At 67.8% G+C, this 20,239-nt stretch carries 17 protein-coding genes; 7 read left to right on the top strand and 10 right to left on the bottom strand.

What is annotated here, in order from left to right; genetic code table 11:
• Window positions 1-91: 91 nt before the first annotated feature.
• A complete protein-coding gene (locus JC881_RS25705; RefSeq protein ID WP_198788541.1) occupies window positions 92-877 on the top strand; it encodes a peptidylprolyl isomerase in 786 nt (261 codons plus the stop codon).
• Window positions 878-941: 64 nt separating this feature from the next.
• On the opposite strand, the gene JC881_RS25700 is transcribed toward JC881_RS25705, so the two are convergent.
• A complete protein-coding gene (locus JC881_RS25700) occupies window positions 942-1,253 on the bottom strand; it encodes a hypothetical protein (protein WP_198788540.1) in 312 nt (103 codons plus the stop codon).
• An 8-nt stretch (window positions 1,254-1,261) separates the two neighbouring features.
• On the bottom strand, window positions 1,262-5,269 hold the full coding sequence (gene purL / locus JC881_RS25695; RefSeq protein WP_198788539.1) for a phosphoribosylformylglycinamidine synthase: 4,008 nt from the start codon (window positions 5,267-5,269) through the stop codon (window positions 1,262-1,264).
• 199 nt (window positions 5,270-5,468) lie between these two features.
• Between purL and map the strand changes: the two genes are divergently transcribed.
• Both map and JC881_RS25685 read left to right on the top strand, forming a co-directional pair.
• Complete coding sequence (map, locus tag JC881_RS25690; protein WP_198788538.1) at window positions 5,469-6,293, top strand: type I methionyl aminopeptidase; 825 nt, start codon at window positions 5,469-5,471, stop codon at window positions 6,291-6,293.
• Window positions 6,294-6,315: 22 nt separating this feature from the next.
• Complete coding sequence (locus tag JC881_RS25685; protein WP_198788537.1) at window positions 6,316-8,922, top strand: [protein-PII] uridylyltransferase; 2,607 nt, start codon at window positions 6,316-6,318, stop codon at window positions 8,920-8,922.
• Between the two features lie 14 nt (window positions 8,923-8,936).
• Here JC881_RS25685 and JC881_RS25680 read toward each other — a convergent pair whose 3' ends face one another.
• On the bottom strand, window positions 8,937-9,269 hold the full coding sequence (locus JC881_RS25680) for a hypothetical protein (RefSeq protein ID WP_233102033.1): 333 nt from the start codon (window positions 9,267-9,269) through the stop codon (window positions 8,937-8,939).
• Between the two features lie 205 nt (window positions 9,270-9,474).
• On the opposite strand from JC881_RS25680, the gene JC881_RS25675 reads away from it, so the two are divergent.
• The 3 genes from JC881_RS25675 to JC881_RS25665 are packed head-to-tail and all read left to right on the top strand — an operon-like array spanning window position 9,475 to window position 12,223.
• On the top strand, window positions 9,475-10,158 hold the full coding sequence (locus JC881_RS25675; RefSeq protein WP_198788535.1) for an HAD family hydrolase: 684 nt from the start codon (window positions 9,475-9,477) through the stop codon (window positions 10,156-10,158).
• Complete coding sequence (gene pgm, locus JC881_RS25670; RefSeq protein WP_198788534.1) at window positions 10,155-11,807, top strand: phosphoglucomutase (alpha-D-glucose-1,6-bisphosphate-dependent); 1,653 nt, start codon at window positions 10,155-10,157, stop codon at window positions 11,805-11,807. Before JC881_RS25675 ends, pgm begins: the two co-directional genes overlap by 4 nt.
• Before the next feature lie 17 nt (window positions 11,808-11,824).
• The gene (locus JC881_RS25665) at window positions 11,825-12,223 is read left to right on the top strand and encodes a PPC domain-containing DNA-binding protein (protein WP_198788533.1); all 399 of its coding nucleotides are present in this window, start codon (window positions 11,825-11,827) and stop codon (window positions 12,221-12,223) included.
• 17 nt (window positions 12,224-12,240) lie between these two features.
• Here JC881_RS25665 and JC881_RS25660 read toward each other — a convergent pair whose 3' ends face one another.
• From JC881_RS25660 to JC881_RS25650, 3 genes are read right to left on the bottom strand one after another with little or no spacing between them, the layout of a single operon-like run.
• Window positions 12,241-13,299: an amino acid ABC transporter permease gene (locus JC881_RS25660; protein WP_198788532.1), complete on the bottom strand. Its 1,059-nt coding sequence runs from the start codon at window positions 13,297-13,299 to the stop codon at window positions 12,241-12,243.
• Complete coding sequence (locus tag JC881_RS25655; RefSeq protein ID WP_198788531.1) at window positions 13,296-14,297, bottom strand: amino acid ABC transporter permease; 1,002 nt, start codon at window positions 14,295-14,297, stop codon at window positions 13,296-13,298. The genes JC881_RS25660 and JC881_RS25655 overlap by 4 nt, the downstream gene beginning before the upstream one ends.
• On the bottom strand, window positions 14,294-15,334 hold the full coding sequence (locus JC881_RS25650) for an amino acid ABC transporter substrate-binding protein (protein ID WP_198788530.1): 1,041 nt from the start codon (window positions 15,332-15,334) through the stop codon (window positions 14,294-14,296). The genes JC881_RS25655 and JC881_RS25650 overlap by 4 nt, the downstream gene beginning before the upstream one ends.
• A gap of 155 nt (window positions 15,335-15,489) precedes the next feature.
• Here JC881_RS25650 and JC881_RS25645 point away from each other — a divergent pair, with 155 nt between their 5' ends.
• Window positions 15,490-15,879, top strand: a complete 390-nt coding sequence (locus JC881_RS25645) for a DoxX family protein (protein ID WP_198788529.1) — start codon at window positions 15,490-15,492, stop codon at window positions 15,877-15,879.
• A 15-nt stretch (window positions 15,880-15,894) separates the two neighbouring features.
• Here JC881_RS25645 and def read toward each other — a convergent pair whose 3' ends face one another.
• The 4 genes from def to JC881_RS25625 form a co-directional block, all read right to left on the bottom strand.
• On the bottom strand, window positions 15,895-16,434 hold the full coding sequence (def, locus tag JC881_RS25640) for a peptide deformylase (protein ID WP_198788528.1): 540 nt from the start codon (window positions 16,432-16,434) through the stop codon (window positions 15,895-15,897).
• Between the two features lie 32 nt (window positions 16,435-16,466).
• Complete coding sequence (locus tag JC881_RS25635) at window positions 16,467-16,907, bottom strand: hypothetical protein (RefSeq protein WP_198788527.1); 441 nt, start codon at window positions 16,905-16,907, stop codon at window positions 16,467-16,469.
• Window positions 16,908-17,020: 113 nt separating this feature from the next.
• A complete protein-coding gene (ligA, locus tag JC881_RS25630; protein WP_198788526.1) occupies window positions 17,021-19,105 on the bottom strand; it encodes an NAD-dependent DNA ligase LigA in 2,085 nt (694 codons plus the stop codon).
• Window positions 19,106-19,130: 25 nt separating this feature from the next.
• A complete protein-coding gene (locus tag JC881_RS25625; protein ID WP_198788525.1) occupies window positions 19,131-20,231 on the bottom strand; it encodes a cell division protein ZipA C-terminal FtsZ-binding domain-containing protein in 1,101 nt (366 codons plus the stop codon).
• Window positions 20,232-20,239: the final 8 nt, after the last annotated feature.

Raw genomic sequence — 20,239 nt, 5'->3', positions numbered from 1 at the left:
GTTCCTCTCCCCTTCTTGTTCGCCTCTCTCCGCTTTCCTTCACGCGCCTTTTCCTACACGCGCATTTCCTCTCCAGCCTGATATTCATTCCATGAAAAAACACATCTTGCAGGCCGTAGCGGCCGCAGCGCTGATCGGTGCCATTCCCATGGCGGCTCTGGCGCAGAACGCAGCCATCGTGAACGGCAAGCCGGTGCCCAAGGCCCGCATGGACGTCCTGGCCCAGCAACTGGCCGCCGCGGGCCGCCCGGTGACGCCCGAGATGCAAAGCCAGCTGCGCGAAGAAATCGTGGCCCGCGAAGTGTTCATGCAGGAAGCGCAAAAGCAAGGCCTGGATGCCAACGAGGACTACAAGAACCAGCTCGAGCTCGCCCGCCAGGCCATCCTGATCCGCGCGCTGTTCGACAACTACCGCAAGACCAACCCGATCTCCGACGCCGACGTGAAGGCCGAGTACGACAAGTTCGTCGCGGCCAACGGCGGCAAGGAATACAAGGCCCGCCACATCCTGGTGGAGACCGAAGACCAGGCCAAGAAGATCCTGGCCGACCTGAAGAAGGGCGGCAAGTTCGAAGACATCGCCAAGAAGCAGAGCAAGGACCCGGGGTCGGGCGCCAACGGCGGCGACCTGGACTGGGCTAACCCCGCGAACTTCGTGCCCGAGTTCTCCGAAGCGATGATCAAGCTCAAGAAGGGCGAGACCACCCCGGCGCCCATCAAGACGCAGTTCGGCTATCACATCATCCGCGTGGACGACATCCGCCAGGCGCAACTGCCGAAGCTGGAAGAAGTGAAGCCGCAGGTCACGCAGCAGCTGCAACAACAGCGCCTGCAGAAGTACCAGGAAGAACTGCGCGCGAAGGCCAAAGTCGAGTAAGTTGATCCAGCCAGAGAAAAAGCGGCCCATGGGCCGCTTTTTTCATGGGCGTTTTTTCTCTTTTCTAGATGGCCCAGGTGCCGAAGTTGTCGCCTGGCCCATCCAGCGCTGTGAACGCCTGCCACGCCTTGTCGGCATCGGCGCCCTGCACTGCGCGGCCCAACGCGTCGAGCGTGCGGTAGATCTTTTTCGAGGCACCGAAGTGCGCGGCATTGAGCGCTTCGAGCTGCGGGATCAGCGTCTGCAGGATCTGCGTGCGCGCCGGCGGAGCAGCGGCTGCATCCTCGCGCCATGCGAGGAGCAGCTTGCGGACCAGGTCCTCGATGCGCGCCGCCTCCAGCACATGCCGGCTTCGCGGGTGATCGAGGTCCAGCATGGGCCGGATCAGCCCACCCAGCGGCGCGCGTTGCGCCAGATCTGCATCCAGGGGCTCAGTTCGTTGCGGTCGCCCGGCGTCCAGCTCATCTGGATGTTGCGGAACACGCGCTCGGGGTGCGGCATCACGGCGGTGAAGCGGCCGTCCGGCGTCGTCACCGAGGTCAAGCCGCCTGCGCTGCCGTTCGGGTTGAACGGGTACTGCTCGGTCGCGTTGCCGTGGTTGTCCACGAAGCGCATCGCCGCGATGGCCTTGGCCGCCTCGCCGCGGTGCTTGAAGTTGGCATAGCCCTCGCCGTGCGCCACCGCGATCGGCAGGCGGCTGCCGGCCATGCCCGCGAAGAAGAGGCTCGGCGATTCGAGCACCTCGACCATCGACAGGCGCGCCTCGAAGCGCTCGCTCTGGTTGGTGGTGAAGCGCGGCCAGGCTTCGGCGCCCGGAATGATGTCGGCCAGCTCGGCGAACATCTGGCAGCCGTTGCATACGCCCAGGCCGAAGGTGTCTTCGCGGCCGAAGAAGGCCTTGAACTGCTCGGCCAGCTTCGGGTTGAAGGTGATGCTGCGCGCCCAGCCGATGCCCGCGCCCAGCGTGTCGCCATAGCTGAAGCCGCCGCAGGCAACCACGCCCTTGAAGTTGGCCAGGTCCGCCCTGCCCGTCTGCAGGTCGGTCATGTGCACGTCGTAGGCCTCGAAGCCTGCTTCGGTGAACGCATAAGCCATCTCGACATGCGAGTTGACGCCTTGCTCCCGCAGGATCGCGACCTTGGGGCGCGACAGCAGGATGGCCGGCGCCGCAGGCTGTGCGCTCGGCAGGAACACATGCATGCCCGGGTCCGAAGGCTCGCCGGCCGCGGCGTGCTCGGCATCGGCGCAGGCCGGGTTGTCGCGCTCGCGGGCGATCTTCCAGCTGACCGAGTCCCACACCTGATGCAGGTCGTGCAGCGAGGCGCTGAACACCGACTTGGCATCGCGCCAGACTTCGAGCTTGCCTTTGCCCGCATCCATGGTGGAACTCACGGGCCGCGTCTTGCCGACGAAGTGGCTGTGTGCGCTCAGGCCGTGCGCGCGCAGCACCTGCATCACATCGTTGCGCTCGGCCGTGCGCACCTGCAGCACCATGCCGAGCTCTTCGTTGAACAGCGCCTTGAGCGTGAGCTCCTCGCGCCGCGCGCTCACCTGCTGCGCCCAGTTCTTGGCGTCGCCGGTTTCCATGCGGCTGTCGGAAATGCCGTCGCCTTCGGTGACCAGCATGTCCACGTTGAGCGCCACGCCGACGTGGCCGGCGAAGGCCATCTCGCAGGCGGTGGCGAACAGGCCGCCGTCGCTGCGGTCGTGCATCGCGAGGATCTTGCCGTCTGCGCGCAGCGCGTTCACGGCGTTGACCAGCGCGACCAGTTGCGCAGGGTCGTCCAGGTCGGGCACCGTGTCGCCGCTCTGGCCGAGCGTCTGCGAAAGGATGCTGCCGGCCATGCGGTGCTGGCCACGGCCCAGGTCGATCAGCACGAGCGTGGTGTCGGGCTCTTGCGCATCGAGTTGCGGCGTGAGCGTGCCGCGCACGTCGGCGAGCGAGGCGAAGGCGGTGACGATCAGACTCACGGGCGAGGTGACCTTCTTGGCCTCGTCGCCGTCCTTCCACTGCGTGCGCATCGACAGCGAATCCTTGCCGACCGGAATCGACACGCCCAGCGCCGGACACAGTTCCAGGCCCACGGCCTTGACGGTCTCGTACAGCGCGGCATCTTCGCCGGGCTCCCCGCAGGCGGCCATCCAGTTGGCCGAGAGCTTGACGCGCGAGAGTTCGATCGGCGCGGCCAGCAGGTTGGTGATGGCCTCGGCCACGGCCATGCGGCCCGAGGCCGGCGCATCGAGCGCGGCCAGCGGCGTGCGCTCGCCCATGCTCATGGCTTCGCCGGCAAAGCCCTTGTAGTCGGCCAGCGTCACGGCGCAATCGGCCACGGGCACCTGCCACGGGCCGACCATCTGGTCGCGGTGGCTCATGCCGCCCACGGTGCGGTCGCCGATGGTGATGAGGAAGCGCTTGGAGGCCACGGTCGGATGCGCGAGCACCTCGATGGCCGCCTTCTGCAGATCGACGCCCGTGAGGTCGAGCGGCTTGAAGGTGCGTGCGACGGTCTTCACGTCGCGGTGCATCTTGGGCGGCTTGCCGAGCAGCACGTCCATCGGCATGTCCACCGGCTGCACCGCGGCGCCTTCATCGGCCACCAGCAGCTGGCGTTCTTCGGTCGCCACGCCGACCACCGAGAACGGGCAGCGCTCGCGCTCGCAGAAGGCCTTGAACTGCGCGAGCGATTCCGGCGCGATGGCCAGCACGTAGCGCTCCTGGCTTTCGTTGCACCAGATTTCCTTGGGCGCCATGCCCGACTCCTCGAGCGGCACGGCGCGCAGGTCGAAGCGCGCGCCGCGGCCAGCGTCGTTGGTCAGCTCGGGAAAGGCATTGCTCAGGCCGCCCGCCCCCACGTCGTGGATCGCAAGGATCGGGTTGGCCGCGCCCTGCTGCCAGCAGTGGTTGATGACCTCTTGCGCGCGGCGCTCGATTTCGGGGTTGCCGCGCTGCACCGAGTCGAAGTCGAGCTCGGCCGCATTGGCGCCGGTGGCCATCGAGCTGGCGGCGCTGCCGCCCATGCCGATGCGCATGCCGGGGCCGCCCAGCTGGATCAGCAGCGAGCCGGCCGGAAACTGGATCTTCTTGGTCTGCGTGGCGTCGATGCTGCCCAGGCCGCCCGCGATCATGATGGGCTTGTGGTAGCCGCGCTGCACGGTGTCGAGGTCGCTAGCGACCGCTTGCTCGTATTCGCGGAAGTAGCCCAGCAGGTTGGGCCGGCCGAATTCGTTGTTGAACGCGGCGCCGCCCAGCGGCCCCTCGGTCATGATCTGCAGCGGGCTGGCGATGTGCTCGGGCTTGCCGTAGTGGCCATCTTCCGGCCAGAGCTTCGACACCGTGAAGCCGGTCAGCCCCGCCTTGGGCTTGGAGCCGCGGCCGGTGGCGCCTTCGTCGCGGATCTCGCCGCCCGCGCCGGTCGAGGCGCCGGGGAACGGCGAAATCGCGGTCGGGTGGTTGTGCGTCTCGACCTTCATCAGCACATGGCTCAGCGCGCTCTCTTTTTGATAGCTCTGCGAGCCGTCGGCCGGAATGAAGCGCTCGATGGTCGCGCCTTCCATCACCGAGGCGTTGTCCGCATAGGCGATCACCGTGTGCTGCGGGTTTTGCTTCTCGGTGTGGCGGATCATCGAGAACAGGCTCTGGGGCTGCGCCTTGCCGTCGATGGTGAACTGGGCGTTGAAGATCTTGTGGCGGCAGTGCTCGCTGTTGGCCTGCGCGAACATCATCAGTTCGACGTCGCTGGGGTTGCGCCCGAGGCGCGTGAAGGCTTCGACGAGATAGTCGATCTCGTCCTCGGCCAGCGCCAGGCCGAAGCCGGTGTTGGCAGCGACCAGCGCCTCGCGGCCGCCCGTTTGCACATCGACCTGCGCCATCGGCTGGGCCGGCAGTTCGCTGAAGAGGCTGGCCGCCTGCTCGACGGTGGCGAGCACCGATTCGGTCATGCGGTCGTGCAGCGGGCCGGCCACTCCAGCGAGCGTGTCGCCCTCGATGACGGGCGCCTTGCCGATCAGCGGCGCCTTGAGCTTCAGGTGGTATTGCGTGACGCGCTCGACCCGGCGCAGCGCCAGGCCGCAGTTGTGGGCGATGTCGGTGGCCTTGGAGGCCCAGGGCGAGACGGTGCCCAGGCGCGGCGTGACGACCACCGAGGTGCCCGCCTTGGCCGGCGCCTCGAAGGGCTCGCCGTAGGTCAGGAGCGCAGCGAAGCGGTCGCGGCCGGCCGCGTCGAGTGCGGCGTCGGTGACCACCAGGTGCACGAAACGGGCCGAAATGCCCTCGATGCGCGGCTCGATGGCTTGCAGCTTGGGCAGCAGCTGCCGTGCGCGGAAATCGCTGAGCGCGCTGCCGCCCTCGAACAGGGTTACGACGGGAAGGGCTTGAGGTGCGGGCTGCGTCACGGTCGATGTGGGGCCTCGGGGGCCGCGTTGGAGATCAGGAATCGAGGCGGATGGCCGCTGACTGGGGGCATCCGCGTTAACCCGGGATTTTAGGCCAACGCCGGGCCGCCCCAAGTTGGCCGCCCCCCTCGGGGGGCAGCGGGAACACGAAGTGTCCCGCGTTGGGGGCAGGCCGATTCTCCGATGGGATAATTCCGGCATGAGCATTACCTACAAAGACGCTGCAGGCATCGAAGCCATGCGCGTCGCCTGCCGCCTCGGCTCCGAGGTGCTGGACTACCTCACGCCCTTCATCAAGCCCGGCATCACGACCAACGACGTGGACCGGCTGGCCGCCGAATACATGGTCAAGCAGGGCACCACCTCGGCCACGGTGGGCTACATGGGCGCCAGCAGCGTCCCGTTCCCCAAGTCGCTCTGCACCTCGGTAAACCACGTGGTGTGCCACGGCATCCCCAACGACAAGCCCCTGAAGAAGGGCGACATCATGAATGTCGACGTCACCGTCATCAAGGACGGCTGGTTCGGCGACAACAGCCGCATGTTCGTGATCGGCGACGCCTCCATCGCCGCCAAGCGCCTGTGCAGCATCACCTTCGAGGCCATGTGGCACGGCATCCTGCAGGTGCGCCCCGGCGCCCACCTGGGCGACGTGGGCCATGCGATCCAGAAGTTCGCCGAAGGCCAGGGCTTCTCGATCGTGCGCGAGTTCTGCGGCCACGGCGTGGGCCAGCGCTTTCACGAGGAGCCCCAGGTGCTGCACTACGGCCGCCCGGGCACCATGGAAGAGCTCAAGCCCGGCATGATCTTCACGATCGAGCCGATGATCAACGCCGGCAAGCGCGACGTGAAGGAAGACTTCAAGGGCGGCCAGTACGACGGCTGGACCATCGTCACGCGCGACCATTCGCTGTCGGCCCAGTGGGAGCACACCGTGCTGGTCACCGAGACCGGCTACGAGGTGCTGACCCTGTCGGAAGGCAGCCCGCCGCTGCCCTCCTTCGTCACTTCCACCAAAACCTGACGCGTTCCAACGCGCCCCCGCCGTGATCGAAGCAGCCAAGATCGACGTGGCGACGCTGCGCGAAGCCTATCGCGCGAAGAAGCTCGCCCTCTTCGACACCCTGCGCTTTGCGCGCGCCCCCACGCGCAGCGTGCACACGGTGCTGCGTCAGCTCTCGGCGCTGGCCGACCAGACGCTGTGCAGCCTGTGGCAGGAAGCCAATTTCGGCGATTCGCTCACGCTGGCGGCTGTCGGCGGTTTCGGGCGCGGCGAACTGTTTCCGTATTCCGACGTCGACGTGCTTCTGCTGCTGCCGCCCGAAGGCCACGAGAGCGAGATCGACCCGGCCCGCATCGAGGCCTTCATCGGCCACTGCTGGGACGCGGGCCTGGAAATCGGCTCCAGCGTGCGCACCGTGGACGAGTGCCTGGCCGAGGCCGAAAAGGACGTCACCGTCCAGACGTCGCTGCTCGAGGCGCGGCTGATCGCGGGCAACAAGAAGCTCTTCGTCGCCTTCCGCCGCCGCTTCACGCGCGCCATCGATCCGCAGGCCTTCTTCGTGGCCAAGTCGCAGGAGATGCGGCACCGCCACCAGAAATTCGACAACACGCCCTACGCGCTGGAGCCCAACTGCAAGGAATCGCCGGGCGGCCTGCGCGACCTGCAGACCATCCTCTGGATGACCAAGGCGGCCGGCTATGGCAGCCGCTGGGACGACCTGGCCAAGAACGGCCTGGCCACCTCCTTCGAGGCGCAGCAGATCAAGCGCAACGAGGCCCTGCTCTCGCTCATTCGCGCCCGCCTGCACGTGATCGCCAACCGGCGCGAAGACCGCCTGGTGTTCGACCTGCAGACCGCCGTGGCCGCCAGCTTCGGCTACGAAAGCGAATCGCAGCGCAAGTCCAGCGAGGCGCTCATGCGGCGCTACTACTGGGCCGCCAAGGCCGTGTCGCAGCTCAACCAGATCCTCATGCTCAACATCTCCGAGCGCCTGCAGCCGAGCGACGAGCAGCACACGCCGATCAACGAGCGCTTCTACGAGCGCGCGGGCCTCATCGAGATCGCGAGCGACGACCTCTACGAGCGCGAGCCGCATGCGGTGCTCGAGACCTTCCTGCTCTACCAGAAGACCATTGGCGTGAAGGGCCTGTCGGCGCGCACGCTGCGCGCGCTCTACAACGCGCGCCATGTGATGGACAGCAAGTTCCGCAACGACCCGGTCAACCACCAGACCTTCATGCGGATCCTGCTGCAGCCCTACGGCATCACGCATGCCTTCCGGCTGATGAACCAGACCTCGGTGCTGGGGCGGTACCTGCGCGTGTTCCGCAGCATCGTGGGGCAGATGCAGCACGACCTGTTCCACGTGTACACGGTGGACCAGCACATCCTGATGGTGCTGCGCAACGTGCGGCGCTTCTTCATCGCCGAGCATGCGCACGAGTACCCGTTCTGCTCGCAGCTCGCGGCCGGCTGGGACAAGCCGTGGATCCTGTACGTGGCCGCCCTCTTCCACGACATCGCCAAGGGCCGCGGCGGCGACCACTCCACGCTCGGCGCGCGCGACGTGCAGCGCTTCTGCAAGCAGCACGGCATCGCGCGCGAGGATTCCAAGCTCATCGAATTCCTCGTGGCCGAGCACCTGGTGATGAGCCAGGTGGCCCAGAAGCAGGACCTGAGCGATCCCGAGGTGATCGGCGCCTTCGCCAAGCGCGTGGGCAACGAGCGCTACCTCACCGCCCTGTACCTGCTGACCATCGCCGACATCCGCGGCACCTCGCCGCGCGTGTGGAATGCGTGGAAGGGCAAGCTGCTCGAAGACCTGTACCGCTACACGCTGCGCGCCCTGGGCGGCCGCATGCCCGACCCGGACGCCGAGGTCGAATCGCGCAAGCGCGAGGCGCTGGTGCAACTGGCCCTGCACGCCCAGCGCTTCGAGGCGCACAAGGCGCTGTGGGACACGCTGGACGTCGGCTACTTCATGCGCCACGACGCCACCGAGATCGCCTGGCACGCCAAGCAGCTCTCGCGCTTCGTGCCGCCGCCGAAGGTGCCGGTCGACCCGAAGGCGCCGCCCATCGTGCGCGCGCACCTCTCGCCGGTGGGCGAAGGCCTGCAGGTGGTGGTCTACACGCCCGACCAGCCTGATCTCTTCGCGCGCATCTGCGGCTACTTCGACCAGTCGTCGTTCAGCATCCTGGATGCCAAGGTGCACACCACGAGCAATGGCTACGCACTGGACACCTTCCAGGTCGTGACCACCTTCCTGCCCGACCACTACCGCGACCTCATCAGCATGGTGGAGTCGGGCCTCGCGCAAACGCTCACCGAGGCCGGCGCCTTGCCTGCGCCGAGCATGGGCCGGGTGTCGCGCCGGGTGCGCAGTTTTCCGATCAAGCCGCGCATCAGCCTCCTGCCCGACGACAAGGCGCAGCGCTGGCTGCTCAACATCTCGGCGAGCGACCGCGCGGGTCTCCTGTATTCGGTGGCGCGGGTGCTGGCGCGCCATCACCTCAACCTGCAGCTCGCCAAGGTCACGACCCTGGGCGAGCGCGTGGAAGACACCTTCCTCATCAGCGGCCCCGAACTGCAGGGCCAGAAGACGCAGCTCGCGATCGAAACCGAGCTGATGGAAGCGCTGGCCTCCTGACCTGATCCGCGGCTTCAGCCGCAGTAGGCGCCGACGATGCGGCCGGTGGGCTCGACCTGCAGGTTAAGGCGCGTGGCGTCTTGCGCGGGGCTCGCCGTTTCCGTCGACGGCACGGTGCGGGCCGTCTTGGCGCCCGCGCGCTGCATCATTTCCTGCAGCAACGCCTGGCTCGCCTGCAACCCGAGCCCGAAGCGCACCGCCGCGGCCTGGCAGGCTTCCGGCGGCGGCGCGAAGCTCGGCGGCTCGGGCACTTCGGAGGTCAGCGGACGGTCCTTCGGTGGGGCCGCGCAGCCCGCGAGCATCAAGGCCACCGCCGACAGGCACAACCAGCTTCGACCATTCTTCATGCGCATACTTTCTTGCTCCTTGAAACTGGGTGGAAGCTTAGTCGCCAAAAACGACACGCCGCGCACAGGTTAAGCCAGCGATACGCAAAGCATCAACTAATTCACGATGGGTATCGGTGCTGCCTTTTCGATGGCGTATCCTGAAACCGATGCATGCAGCTCCGGCCCAACTCCGGTCCCACTCTGGCTCAATGGGCGCCCCCTCATGACACAGCACCCTGACACCGTTTTCCTGGTCGACGTCGACAACACCCTGCTCGACAACGACGGCGTCGTCGGCGACCTGCGCGCCCACCTCGCGCAAGCCTTCGGCACCGAGAGCGCCAACCGCTACTGGACCGCCTTCGAGACGCTGCGCAGCGAGCTCGGCTACGTCGATTACCTGGGCGCATTGCAGCGCTACCGGGCCGAGGAAAGCAAGCGCGGCATGAGCGATTCGCGGCTGCTGCTGATGTCGGGTTTTCTCATCGACTACCCCTTCGCCGACCGCCTGTACCCCGGCGCGCTCGATGCATTGAAGCATCTGCGCCGCCACGGCCCCACGGTGATCCTGTCCGACGGCGATGTGGTGTTCCAGCCGCGCAAGGTGCAGCGCTCGGGCCTGTGGGATGCGGTCGAGGGCCGCGTGCTGATCTACGTGCACAAGGAGCAGATGCTCGACACCATCGAGGAGTGCCACCCCGCGGCGCACTACGTGATGGTCGACGACAAGCTGCGCCTGCTCTCCGCCATGAAGGCGATCTGGGGGCCGCGGCTCACCACCGTCTTCGTGCGGCAAGGCCACTACGCGCTCGATGCGCAGGCCATTGCCGCCTACGCGCCCGCCGACATCACCATCGAACGCATCGGCGACCTCATTCAACTCGACGACTGGCCACCCAAGAAATGAGTCAAAAAACCAATCCCCTCGCGGGCCAACCCGCGCCCCTCGAATTGCTGGTGAACGTGCCGCGCCTGATCTCGGCGTACTACACGGGCCGGCCCGATCCGTCGGTGCCCGCGCAGCGCGTGGCCTTCGGCACCTCGGGCCACCGCGGCTCGTCGTTCGACGACGCGTTCAACGAATGGCATGTGCTGGCGATCAGCCAGGCGATCTGCGACTACCGCAAGCAGAAGGGCATCGACGGCCCGCTGTTCCTCGGCATCGACACGCATGCCCTTTCCACGCCGGCCTTCAGCAGCGCGGTCGAAGTGCTGGCCGCCAACGGCGTCGAGCTGATGCTCTCGAAGGACGACGAGTACACGCCGACGCCGGCCGTCTCGCACGCGATCCTGGTCTACAACCGCGGCCGCACGACGGGCCTGGCCGACGGCATCGTCATCACGCCCTCGCACAACCCGCCCGAGAGCGGCGGCTTCAAGTACAACCCGCCCAACGGCGGCCCGGCAGGCACCGACATCACCTCCGCCGTCGAAGCGGCCGCCAACAAGATGCTGGCGAACCAGCTCCAAGGCGTGAAGCGCATGCCGCTCGCGCAGGCGCTGAAGGCCTCCACCACGCACCGGCACGACTACCTCAATACCTACGTCGAAGACCTCGCGCAGGTGCTCGACATGGACGCGATCCGCGGCGTGCAGATCGACCTGGGCGTCGACCCGCTCGGCGGCGCCGGCGTGCACTACTGGCCGGCCATTGCCGAGCGCTACAAGCTGCAGCGCCTCACGGTGCTGAACCAGGAGGTCGACCCGACCTTCCGCTTCATGTCGCTCGACTGGGACGGCCGCATCCGCATGGACCCGTCGTCGCCCGACGCGATGCACAAGCTGATCGCGCTGAAGGACCGCTTCGGCATCGCCTTCGCCTGCGACACCGACCACGACCGCCACGGCGTGGTCACGCGCAGCGCGGGCCTGATGCAGCCGAACAGCTACCTCGCGGTGATGATCGACTACCTCTACACGCACCGCCCGCAGTGGCCGGCGGCTGCGGCCGTCGGCAAGACGGTGGTGAGCAGCCAGATGATCGACCGCGTCACGGCGCGGCTCGGGCGCAAGCTCTACGAAGTGCCGGTGGGCTTCAAGTGGTTCGTCGACGGCCTGGTCGAAGGGTCGCTCGGCTTCGGCGGCGAGGAAAGCGCGGGCGCGACCTTTCTGCGCCATGACGGCTCGGCGTGGACCACCGACAAGGACGGCATGGTGCCCGCCCTGCTCTCGGCGGAGATCGCCGCGCGCACCGGGCGCGACCCGGGCGAGCGCTATGCAGAGCTGACGCAGGCGCTCGGACAGCCGGTGTCCGACCGCGTGGATGCGGCGGCCACGGTCGAGCAGAAGAAGAAGCTGTCGAACCTGTCGCCGCAGCAGGTCAGTTCGACCGAGCTGGCGGGCGACAAGATCGAGGCCGTGCTGAGCCATGCGCCCGGCAATGGCGCGGCCATCGGCGGCGTGAAGGTCGTCACCGCCAACGGCTGGTTCGCGGCACGCCCCTCGGGCACGGAGAACATCTACAAGGTGTACGGCGAGAGCTTCAAGGGTGCCGAGCACCTCGCGCGCATCCTCGAAGAGGCGCAGCAGCTGGTGGACAAGGCGCTGTCGAGCTGAAGGCAAAACAGCCGGCCATGGAAGCCCACGCTCTGCGATTGAATCCGGGTGATGACCTGCGCGGCGCGCTCGACGCGGCGCTGAAGCAGCGTGGCGCCGAAGCGGCTTTCGTGGTCTCTGGCATCGGCAGCCTCCTCGGCGCGCGCATCCGGTATGCCGGCGTGGAAAGCGCTGCAGTGCTCGAAGGCGATCTCGAAATCCTCACGCTGTCCGGCACGCTGTCGCCGGACGGCGCGCACCTGCACATCAGCGTGTCGGATGCGCAGGGACATGTGCGCGGCGGCCATGTCGCGCCGGGCTGCACGGTGCGCACCACCGCCGAAATCCTGATCGCCTGGCTGCCCGAATGGCGCTTCACCCGGGAGCACGATCCGGCGACCGGCTACCCCGAACTGGTGCCGCGCGCCAAGCCTTGACGCCGCGCCGGCGCCGCTCAGGTCGGCGCGCTCGCGAGCCTGCGCTCCAGCCACACGCTGTAGCGCGAGAGCCCGAAGCACAGCACCCAGTACACGGCCGCGATGAAGAGATAGCCCTCCAGGTAGAACGGCCGCCAGACCGGGTCGCCGCCGAGCGCGAGGCCCAGCGCGCCGGTCAGCTCGAAGAGGCCCACGACGGTGACGAGCGAGGTGTCCTTCAGCGTGCCGACCACGCTGTTGGTGAGCGCCGGCACGACCAGCCGCAGGGCCTGCGGCAGCACGATGTCGCGCTGCACCGGCCAGCGCCCGAAGCCCAGCGCCATCGCCACTTCGGTCTGCCCGCGCGGCACGGCCTGCAGGCCGCCGCGGATGATTTCGGCCAGATAGGCCGCCACGAACAGCGTGAGACCCGCGAGCACGCGCACCAGCACGTCGGGCTGCCAGCCCGCCGGCCACAGCAGCGGCAGCAGGAACGACGCCATGAACAGCACCGAGATCAGCGGCACGCCGCGCACCAGCTCGATGTAGCTCGCGCTCAGCGTGCGGACCACCGGCCAGCCCGAACGGCGGCCCAGCGCGAGCAGCAATGCGAGCGGAAAAGCCAGCGCCAGCCCCACGACCGCCAATCCGATGGTCAGTGGCAGGCCGCCCCAGCGGCTCGTCGGCACAGGGTTCAGGCCCAGGACGCCGCCGCGCATCAGCAGCACGAACAGCAGCAGCGCGACGACCCAGAGCGGCACCAGCCACCAGCGCCAGCTGCGCGGCCAGGCGCTCAGCACGGTGACGGCGGACAGCACGACCACCGCGATGGCAGGGCGCCATTGCTCTTCATAAGGAAAGCGCCCGAACAGCATCGGCCGCCACTTCTCGGCCACCACGCCCCAGCAGGCGCCGTGCTGCACCGCGCGGCAAGCCTCGGCGTCGGCGCGGAACACCGCGTGCACCACGGCCCAGTCGACGATGTGAAAGCCGATCCACGCGAGCACCGCGATCAGCAGCAGCGTCGCCAGCGCGCGCAGCGGCGAACCCCAGAGTTCGCGGCGCCAGGCGATCGGGCCTTGCGCGACATTCCTCATCGCCACCCCCGGAGGGCCACGCGCGCGTTGTAGCGGTTCATGCCGAAGGAGATCGCGAGCGACAGCAGCAGGTACACCGCCATGATGATCGCGATGCACTCGAAGGCGCGGCCGTTCGAGCCGATGGTGGTGTTGGCGACCGACACCAGTTCCGGATAGCCCACGGCCACCGCGAGCGACGAATTCTTCACGAGGCTGAGCAGCTGGTTGGTGAGCGAAGGCACGATCACCCGCAGCGCCTGCGGCAGGATCACGATGCGCAGCTGCTGCACCGACGACAGGCCCAACGCCTGCCCCGCCAGCACCTGCCCCTGCGAGACCGAGAGGATGCCGGCACGCACGATCTCCGCGACGAACGCGGCCGAATAGAACGACAGGCCCGCAACGATGGTCACGTACTCGGGGCTCAATGCCGCGCCGCCGCTCACGCCGAAATCGCCGCGCTCAGGCCACTCGAAATGCGTCGGCCACCAGCCGCCCTCGCCCGCCACGGGCCACGGCACGCTGAGTCCGCCCTTGCTGAGCCACACGCCCGGCAAGAGGCGCACCGGCTCGGTCGGGTCGGGCAGCAGGTTCGCCATCGCGAAGGCCAGCATCAGCAATTGCACCAGCAGCGGCACGTTGCGCAGCAGCTCGACATACGCGGTGCAGATGCCGCGCAGCAGCACATGCGGCGCGAGCCTTCCGATGCCGATCAATGTGCCGAGGACGACCGAGAAGATCGCAGCAGGAACCGCCGCCCGCACCGTGTTGATCAGGCCCGCGAGGAAGGCGCGCCAGAACGGCTGGCTGGCGTCGAAATCGAGCCAGCCCTCGCTGATCGAGAAGCCCGCGGGCTCGGTGAGAAAGTCGAAGCCGGAGCGAACGCCGCGCGCGCGCAGCACGTCGAGCGCGTGGTGCACCACCCAGAAGGCGCCGGCCACGACGGCCAGCACCAGCAGCGCCTGGACGGTCCAGGCCAGCCAGGCGCCGCGGCGCGAGGCGCCCTCACGACTCATCGCACGGGTGGTGCGTAGATGAGACCGCCCTTGCTCCACAGGTTGTTGGAGCCGCGCGGCAGCTTGAGCACCGACTTCGGTCCGACGTTGCGCTCGAACACCTCACCGTAGTTGCCCACGGCCTTGATCGCGCGGAACGACCAGTCCTTGTCCAGGCCCAGCAGCTTGCCCAGGTCTTCACCGGTGCCGACCAGGCGTTGCTGCGCCGGGTCCTTGCTGCTCGCCTTGAGCGCGTCGGCGTTGGCCTGCGTGACGCCGGCCTCCTCGGCCTCGATGAGCGCGTTGGGCACCCACTTGGCAATGGCGAACCATTCGTCGTCGCCGCGGCGCACCAGCGGCGCGAGCGGCTCCTTGGAGATCAGCTCGGGCAGGATGATGTAGTCGTCAGGGTTCGGCGCTTCCTTGTTGCGCAGGCCCGCGAGCGCCGAGGCGTCGGTCGTGAAGGCCTGGCAGCGGCCCGAGAAGAAGGCCTTGAACGAGGCCTCGAAGCTCTCGAAGACCACCGTCTTCACCGGGATGTTCTGCGCGCGGAAGTAGTCGGAGACGTTCTTCTCGTTGGTCGTGCCCGACTGCGTGCAGATGGTGGCGTTCTTCAATTGCTTGGCGCTCGTCACCTTCAGCTTTTTCGGCACCAGGAAACCCTGGCCGTCGTAGTAGGTGATGGTGGTGAAGTTGAAGCCGAGCGAGGCGTCGCGCGTGAGCGTCCAGGTGGTGTTGCGCGCGAGGATGTCGATTTCGCCAGCCTGCAGGGCCGAGAAGCGCTGCTGCGAATTGAGGGGCACGAAGTCGACCTTCTTCGCATCGCCGAGCACGGCCGCCGCAATGGCGCGGCAGGTGTCGACGTCCAGGCCCGACCAGTTGCCCTGGGTGTCCGGCGCGGAGAAGCCGGCCACGCCGTTGGTCACGCCGCACTTGACGGTGCCGCGCTGCTTGACCGCATCGAGCGTCTTGCCCGCGAAGGCCGGCGCTGCGGCGGCAAGGGCGACCAGGGAGGCGGCGGCGATCAGGGCCGGGCGAAATCGGTTCTGGTTTTTCATGGGTGCGTTTCTCCTCAACAGACAACGAAAGGCAGTGTACGGGGCGTCGCGCGGCCGCGCCAAAGAAGGGTCGGTTGGATGCATATGCCAAATCCAGCGGCAATACCGCAATACCATACGGCCCTTTATCAACTCTCCCGAACAGGAATCACACAATGTTCAAGTCCGACGACACCGGCAAGCTCGTTCTGCGCCTCGCGCTGGGCATCCTCATCCTGCTGCACGGCGTGGCCAAGATCACCAAGGGCGTCGACGGCATCGGCGGCATGCTGGCCTCGCACGGCCTGCCGGCCTTCCTGGCGTATGGGGTCTATGTCGGCGAGATCCTGGCGCCCGCGCTGCTGATCGTGGGCCTGTTCACGCGGCCGGCCGCGGTGATCGTGGCGATCAACATGCTGGTGGCGATCTGGCTGGTGCACCGCAAGGACCTGGGCGCGATCAACGGCCAGGGCGGCTGGGCGCTGGAACTGCAGGGCATGTTCCTGTTCGCGGCGATCTCGCTGGCCTTCACGGGCGGCGGCCGCTTCGGCCTGAGCAACAGGTAACGACAGCGCCTTCGCTCAGTCGTCGTCCGCTGCATCGAGGCCCGGGAACAGGATCTCGGTGTAGCCAAAGCGCGAGAAATCGCGCACCCGCATCGGGTAAAGCTTGCCCAGCAGGTGATCGACTTCATGCTGCACCACGCGCGCATGGAAACCGCTGGCGACCCGGTCGATCGGGTCGCCGTACGGATCGAAGCCGGTATAGCGGATGTTGGCGAAGCGCGGCACCACGCCGCGCAGGCCCGGCACCGAGAGACACCCTTCCCAGCCCTCTTCCTCGTCCTCGCCGATGGGCGTGATGACGGGATTCAGCAGCACGGTGCGGGGCACCGGCGGCGCGTCGGGATAGCGGGGGTTGACGATGTCGGTGCCGAAGATCACGAGCTGCTGGTCCACGCCGATCTGTGGGGCCGCGAGGCCGGCGCCGTTGACGGCATGCATGGTCTCGAACATGTCGCGCACCAGGAGGTGCAGTTCGTCGGTGTCGAAAGCGGCGACCGGCTGCGCGATGCGCAGCAGCCGGGGGTCGCCCATCTTGAGTATTTCGCGAATGGCCATCGCGCGATTATCGCGACAGGCTCAGACCATCGTCACGGGATGCCGCCGGGGTTGTTCTTCGAGTCCGGCGAGGTCCAAAGCCGCGCGCGACCCTGGGGCATCTGTTGCGGACGCGAGGGCGTGATGCCCGGAACGCCGCCACCGGCGGAGGGTGGGCGGGCACCACCACCCCAGTTGCCCGGCGGACGCCCGGCCGGATAGCCCGGTCGCACCGCGGGGTAGCCCGGACGCACAGCCGGATAGCCGGGCCGGCCGTAGTAAGGGCGACGGTCGTAATAGCGGCCACGCTCGTAATAGCCACCGCCCTGGATGTAGACCGGTGCTGGCGAAACGACGACGGGCGATGGATCGGAGTAGTACGGCTCCGAGTAGCCACCCGAGTAATACGGATCGCCCGGAACCCCAACGCAGCCCGTCAGCAGCGCGAGGCCGCCGAGGGCCATGCTGGCACCAAGAACGCGAATTTTTTGCATGAGGGGCTCCTTGTTGGCCTTCAGTTTTCTTTCAACGTCAGGTTGTAGACCCTGTTGACTGCGCTGCGATGAAGCTGCGTAACGGCCGGTAAAGAGGCGGCGGGTGCCGAAGCTCACTCCGTGACGCCGTTCTCCAGAATCTCCAGCATACGCGCCTCGTCGATCACGGTCACCCCGATTTCGCGGGCCTTGTCGAGCTTGCTGCCGGCCTCTTCGCCGGCCACGAGGTAGTGGGTCTTCTTGCTGACGGAACCGGCGACCTTTGCGCCGGCTGCCTCCAATTTATCCTTCGCCTCGTCGCGGCCCAGCGTAGGAAGGGTACCGGTGATCACGAAGGTCAGGCCCGCCAATGGCTTGGGCGCGCGGGCCGCAGGCTCGCCCTCTTCCCAGGTCAGGCCGCAGGCGCGCAGCTGTTCGACGACCTCTCGGTTGTGCGGCTGGTCGAAGAAGGTGCGCAGGCTCTGCGCCACCACCGGGCCGACGTCGTTGACCTCGAGCAGGTGCTCCTCGGTCGCATCCATGATGGCGTCCAGCTTGCCGAAATGCTTGGCCAGGTCCTTCGCGGTGCTCTCGCCCACATGCCGGATGCCCAGGCCGAAGAGAAAGCGCGGCAGCGTGGTTTTCTTGGACGCCTCGAGCGCGTCGACGAGGTTCTTGGCCGACTTCTCGGCCATGCGGTCCAGGCCTGCGAGCGTGGTGAATCCGAGCTTGTAGAGATCGGGCAAGGTGCGGATAAGGTTCGCGTCCACCAGCTGCTCGACCAGCTTGTCGCCCAGCCCGTCGACATCGACCGCGCGCCGTGCCGCGAAGTGCAGGATGGCCTCCTTGCGCTGCGCCGCGCAGAACAGGCCGCCGGTGCAGCGGTAGTCGACTTCTTCCTCTTCGCGCACGGCATCCGAGCCGCACACCGGGCACTGGTGCGGCATGGTGAAGACCGGGCCGCGTTCGCCCTCGGGCTTGGCAAGGCTCTCGGGCACCACGCCGACCACTTCGGGAATCACGTCGCCCGCGCGGCGCACGATGACGGTGTCGCCCACGCGCACGTCCTTGCGGCGGGCCTCGTCCTCGTTGTGCAGCGTGGCGTTGGTCACGGTCACGCCGCCGACGAACACCGGCGCGAGCTTGGCAACCGGCGTGAGCTTGCCGGTGCGGCCGACCTGGATCTCGATGCCGAGCACTTCGGTCAGCTGCTCCTGCGCTGGGTACTTGTGCGCCACGGCCCAGCGCGGCTCGCGCGAGACGAAGCCCAGTTGCCGCTGCAGCTCGACGCTGTCGACCTTGTAGACCACGCCATCGATGTCGTAGGGCAAGGCATCGCGCTGGCGGCCGATGTTCTCGTGGAATGCGATCAGCTCGATGGCGCCGGTGGCCCGCGCGGTCTGCGTGGCCACGGGAAAACCCCAGGCATGGAACTGCTGAAGCCAATCGAACTGCGTCGGGCAGTCGGGCCCGCCTTCCGCAGCCGGCGTGACTTCACCGAGGCCGTAGGCGAAGAAGCTCAGCGGCCGTGCCGCGGCAATCGCCGGGTCGAGTTGCCGAACAGCGCCTGCGGCCGCATTGCGCGGATTGACGAACACCTTCTCGTTCTTCTGGCCGGCGGCGATCTTCTCGCGCTGGCGCTCGTTGAGCGCATCGAAATCGGCGCGCTTCATGTAGACCTCGCCGCGCACCTCGACCACGGGCGGCGCCTTGCCGTTCAATCGCAGCGGAATCTCGCGCACCGTGCGGATGTTCTGCGTGACCTCTTCGCCGACTTCGCCATCGCCGCGCGTGGCGGCCTGCACCAGCACGCCGTTCTCGTAGCGCAGGTTCATGGCGAGGCCGTCGAACTTGAGCTCGCACACGTACGAGACCTGCGGCCCATCTTCGGGCAGGCCCAGTTCCTTGCGCACGCGCGCATCGAAGGCGCTCGCGCCGCCGGGCGTGATGTCGGTCTCGGTGCGGATCGACAGCATCGGCACCTTGTGGCGCACCTTGGTGAAGCCGTCCAGCACCTTGCCGCCCACGCGCTGCGTCGGCGAATCGGGCGTGCGAAGTTCGGGGAATTCCGTCTCCAGGGCCTGCAGGCGCTGGAACAGCTTGTCGTACTCGGCGTCGGGCACCGCGGGCGCGTCGAGCACGTAGTAGAGGTGGGCGTGCTTGTGAAGCTGTTCGCTCAGTGCGGCGGCTTCGCGTGCCGCTTCGTCGCGCGTCGTCATGTGGGTGTCTCCCGAAAAAACCGGATCAGCTGAAGAGTCGGCGGGCCAGCGGCGAGCCGGCCGCGAGGTCGCGCGCATCGAGCGTGTCGTAGAGCTGCTCGAGATCGCTGCCGATGACGTCCATCGTCTCATCGCGCAGCAGCTGGCCGTCGCTGTCGGTCACCACGCCGTCCATCTCGCGCGCTAGCGTGGCGGCGGCCTCACGCATGCGGCGGAACGGCTCTTCGGCGCGGTCGACCTGCGGCACGTCCAGGCTCAGGCTGAGCTCGCGGATGGCCGACTGCGCCGGGTCGTCGGCCAGCGCGGCCTGGGTGTCGAAGGCAAGACCGAGGATCGGCGGCAGGCCGACTTCGCCCGTTGGCAGCACCATGCGCCCCGGGATGATGCCGGCCACGAAACCGAGCCGCGCGGCATTCTGCTGCACGTAGCCCGGGCTCCAGGCCGCGTGCAGCGCGCGCAGCACGAAGCCCAGCTGCGCATCGTGCGCGCTCGCGAACTGGTCGAGCTCGCGGGCCCGCGCCACTTCGTCGAGCATCTCGGGAAATTCGGGCGAACCGTTGACCGCATCGGCAAAGGCCTGTGCCTTGACCACGAATTCGGAGTACTCGATCTCGTTGAGCGCGCCGGTGCGGTTGGCCAGCTGCACGCCGACCTGGAACGCGCTGTAGCGCTGTCCCGCGACCGGCGGCTCCCATTGGCCCGTGTGCTCGTTGAGCCCTTCGATCGCGACCGGCTTGCTGCCCGCGCGCCGCGTCGGCGGCATGGCCGCGATGGCCGCGTCGCCCGAGGCGAGGCCGTCCAGCGACACCGGCGCGATCACGTCGATCAGCGGATCGAGCCCGCCGCGCCGTTCGCCGGTGGCGACCGGAACGCCGCTGGGCGCCGGCAGGTCGGGGTCGAACAGGGGCTCGTGGCGGTCGTGCGCCAAGAGCTGGTTCGGGTCGACGTGCAGCATCGGCTCCATGCCGTCGGCCGACGACATCGAGCGCTCCACGTCGGCCAGCGCGGTGTCCACCGCGTCCGGCTGGCGCGGCGCGTTGCGGCGCGACATGAAGGTTTCGTAGCCGACGACGGCCGCGAGAACGAGGCCTCCGAGAATGGAGAGTGCGAGGGTGAGGTTGCTCATGCGCGCCG

This window comes from Variovorax sp. IB41, assembly GCF_016405905.1.
GTDB lineage: Bacteria > Pseudomonadota > Gammaproteobacteria > Burkholderiales > Burkholderiaceae_C > Variovorax.
Note: the sequence above shows the minus strand (reverse complement) of the source record. Positions and strands in the feature narration are given on the sequence as shown.

What these genes read in the sequence shown, in the direction of transcription:
- JC881_RS25705 (WP_198788541.1), top strand. Translation starts at nt 92, where the DNA reads ATGAAAAAACACATCTTGCAGGCCGTAGCGGCCGCAGCGCTGATCGGT.
- JC881_RS25665 (WP_198788533.1), top strand. Translation starts at nt 11,825, where the DNA reads ATGGAAGCCCACGCTCTGCGATTGAATCCGGGTGATGACCTGCGCGGC.
- JC881_RS25645 (WP_198788529.1), top strand. Translation starts at nt 15,490, where the DNA reads ATGTTCAAGTCCGACGACACCGGCAAGCTCGTTCTGCGCCTCGCGCTG.
- pgm (WP_198788534.1), top strand. Translation starts at nt 10,155, where the DNA reads ATGAGTCAAAAAACCAATCCCCTCGCGGGCCAACCCGCGCCCCTCGAA.
- JC881_RS25680 (WP_233102033.1), bottom strand. Translation starts at nt 9,269, where the DNA reads ATGAAGAATGGTCGAAGCTGGTTGTGCCTGTCGGCGGTGGCCTTGATG.
- ligA (WP_198788526.1), bottom strand. Translation starts at nt 19,105, where the DNA reads ATGACGACGCGCGACGAAGCGGCACGCGAAGCCGCCGCACTGAGCGAA.
- JC881_RS25700 (WP_198788540.1), bottom strand. Translation starts at nt 1,253, where the DNA reads ATGCTGGACCTCGATCACCCGCGAAGCCGGCATGTGCTGGAGGCGGCG.
- JC881_RS25625 (WP_198788525.1), bottom strand. Translation starts at nt 20,231, where the DNA reads ATGAGCAACCTCACCCTCGCACTCTCCATTCTCGGAGGCCTCGTTCTC.
- def (WP_198788528.1), bottom strand. Translation starts at nt 16,434, where the DNA reads ATGGCCATTCGCGAAATACTCAAGATGGGCGACCCCCGGCTGCTGCGC.
- JC881_RS25635 (WP_198788527.1), bottom strand. Translation starts at nt 16,907, where the DNA reads ATGCAAAAAATTCGCGTTCTTGGTGCCAGCATGGCCCTCGGCGGCCTC.
- JC881_RS25650 (WP_198788530.1), bottom strand. Translation starts at nt 15,334, where the DNA reads ATGAAAAACCAGAACCGATTTCGCCCGGCCCTGATCGCCGCCGCCTCC.
- JC881_RS25655 (WP_198788531.1), bottom strand. Translation starts at nt 14,297, where the DNA reads ATGAGTCGTGAGGGCGCCTCGCGCCGCGGCGCCTGGCTGGCCTGGACC.
- JC881_RS25660 (WP_198788532.1), bottom strand. Translation starts at nt 13,299, where the DNA reads ATGAGGAATGTCGCGCAAGGCCCGATCGCCTGGCGCCGCGAACTCTGG.
- map (WP_198788538.1), top strand. Translation starts at nt 5,469, where the DNA reads ATGAGCATTACCTACAAAGACGCTGCAGGCATCGAAGCCATGCGCGTC.
- JC881_RS25675 (WP_198788535.1), top strand. Translation starts at nt 9,475, where the DNA reads ATGACACAGCACCCTGACACCGTTTTCCTGGTCGACGTCGACAACACC.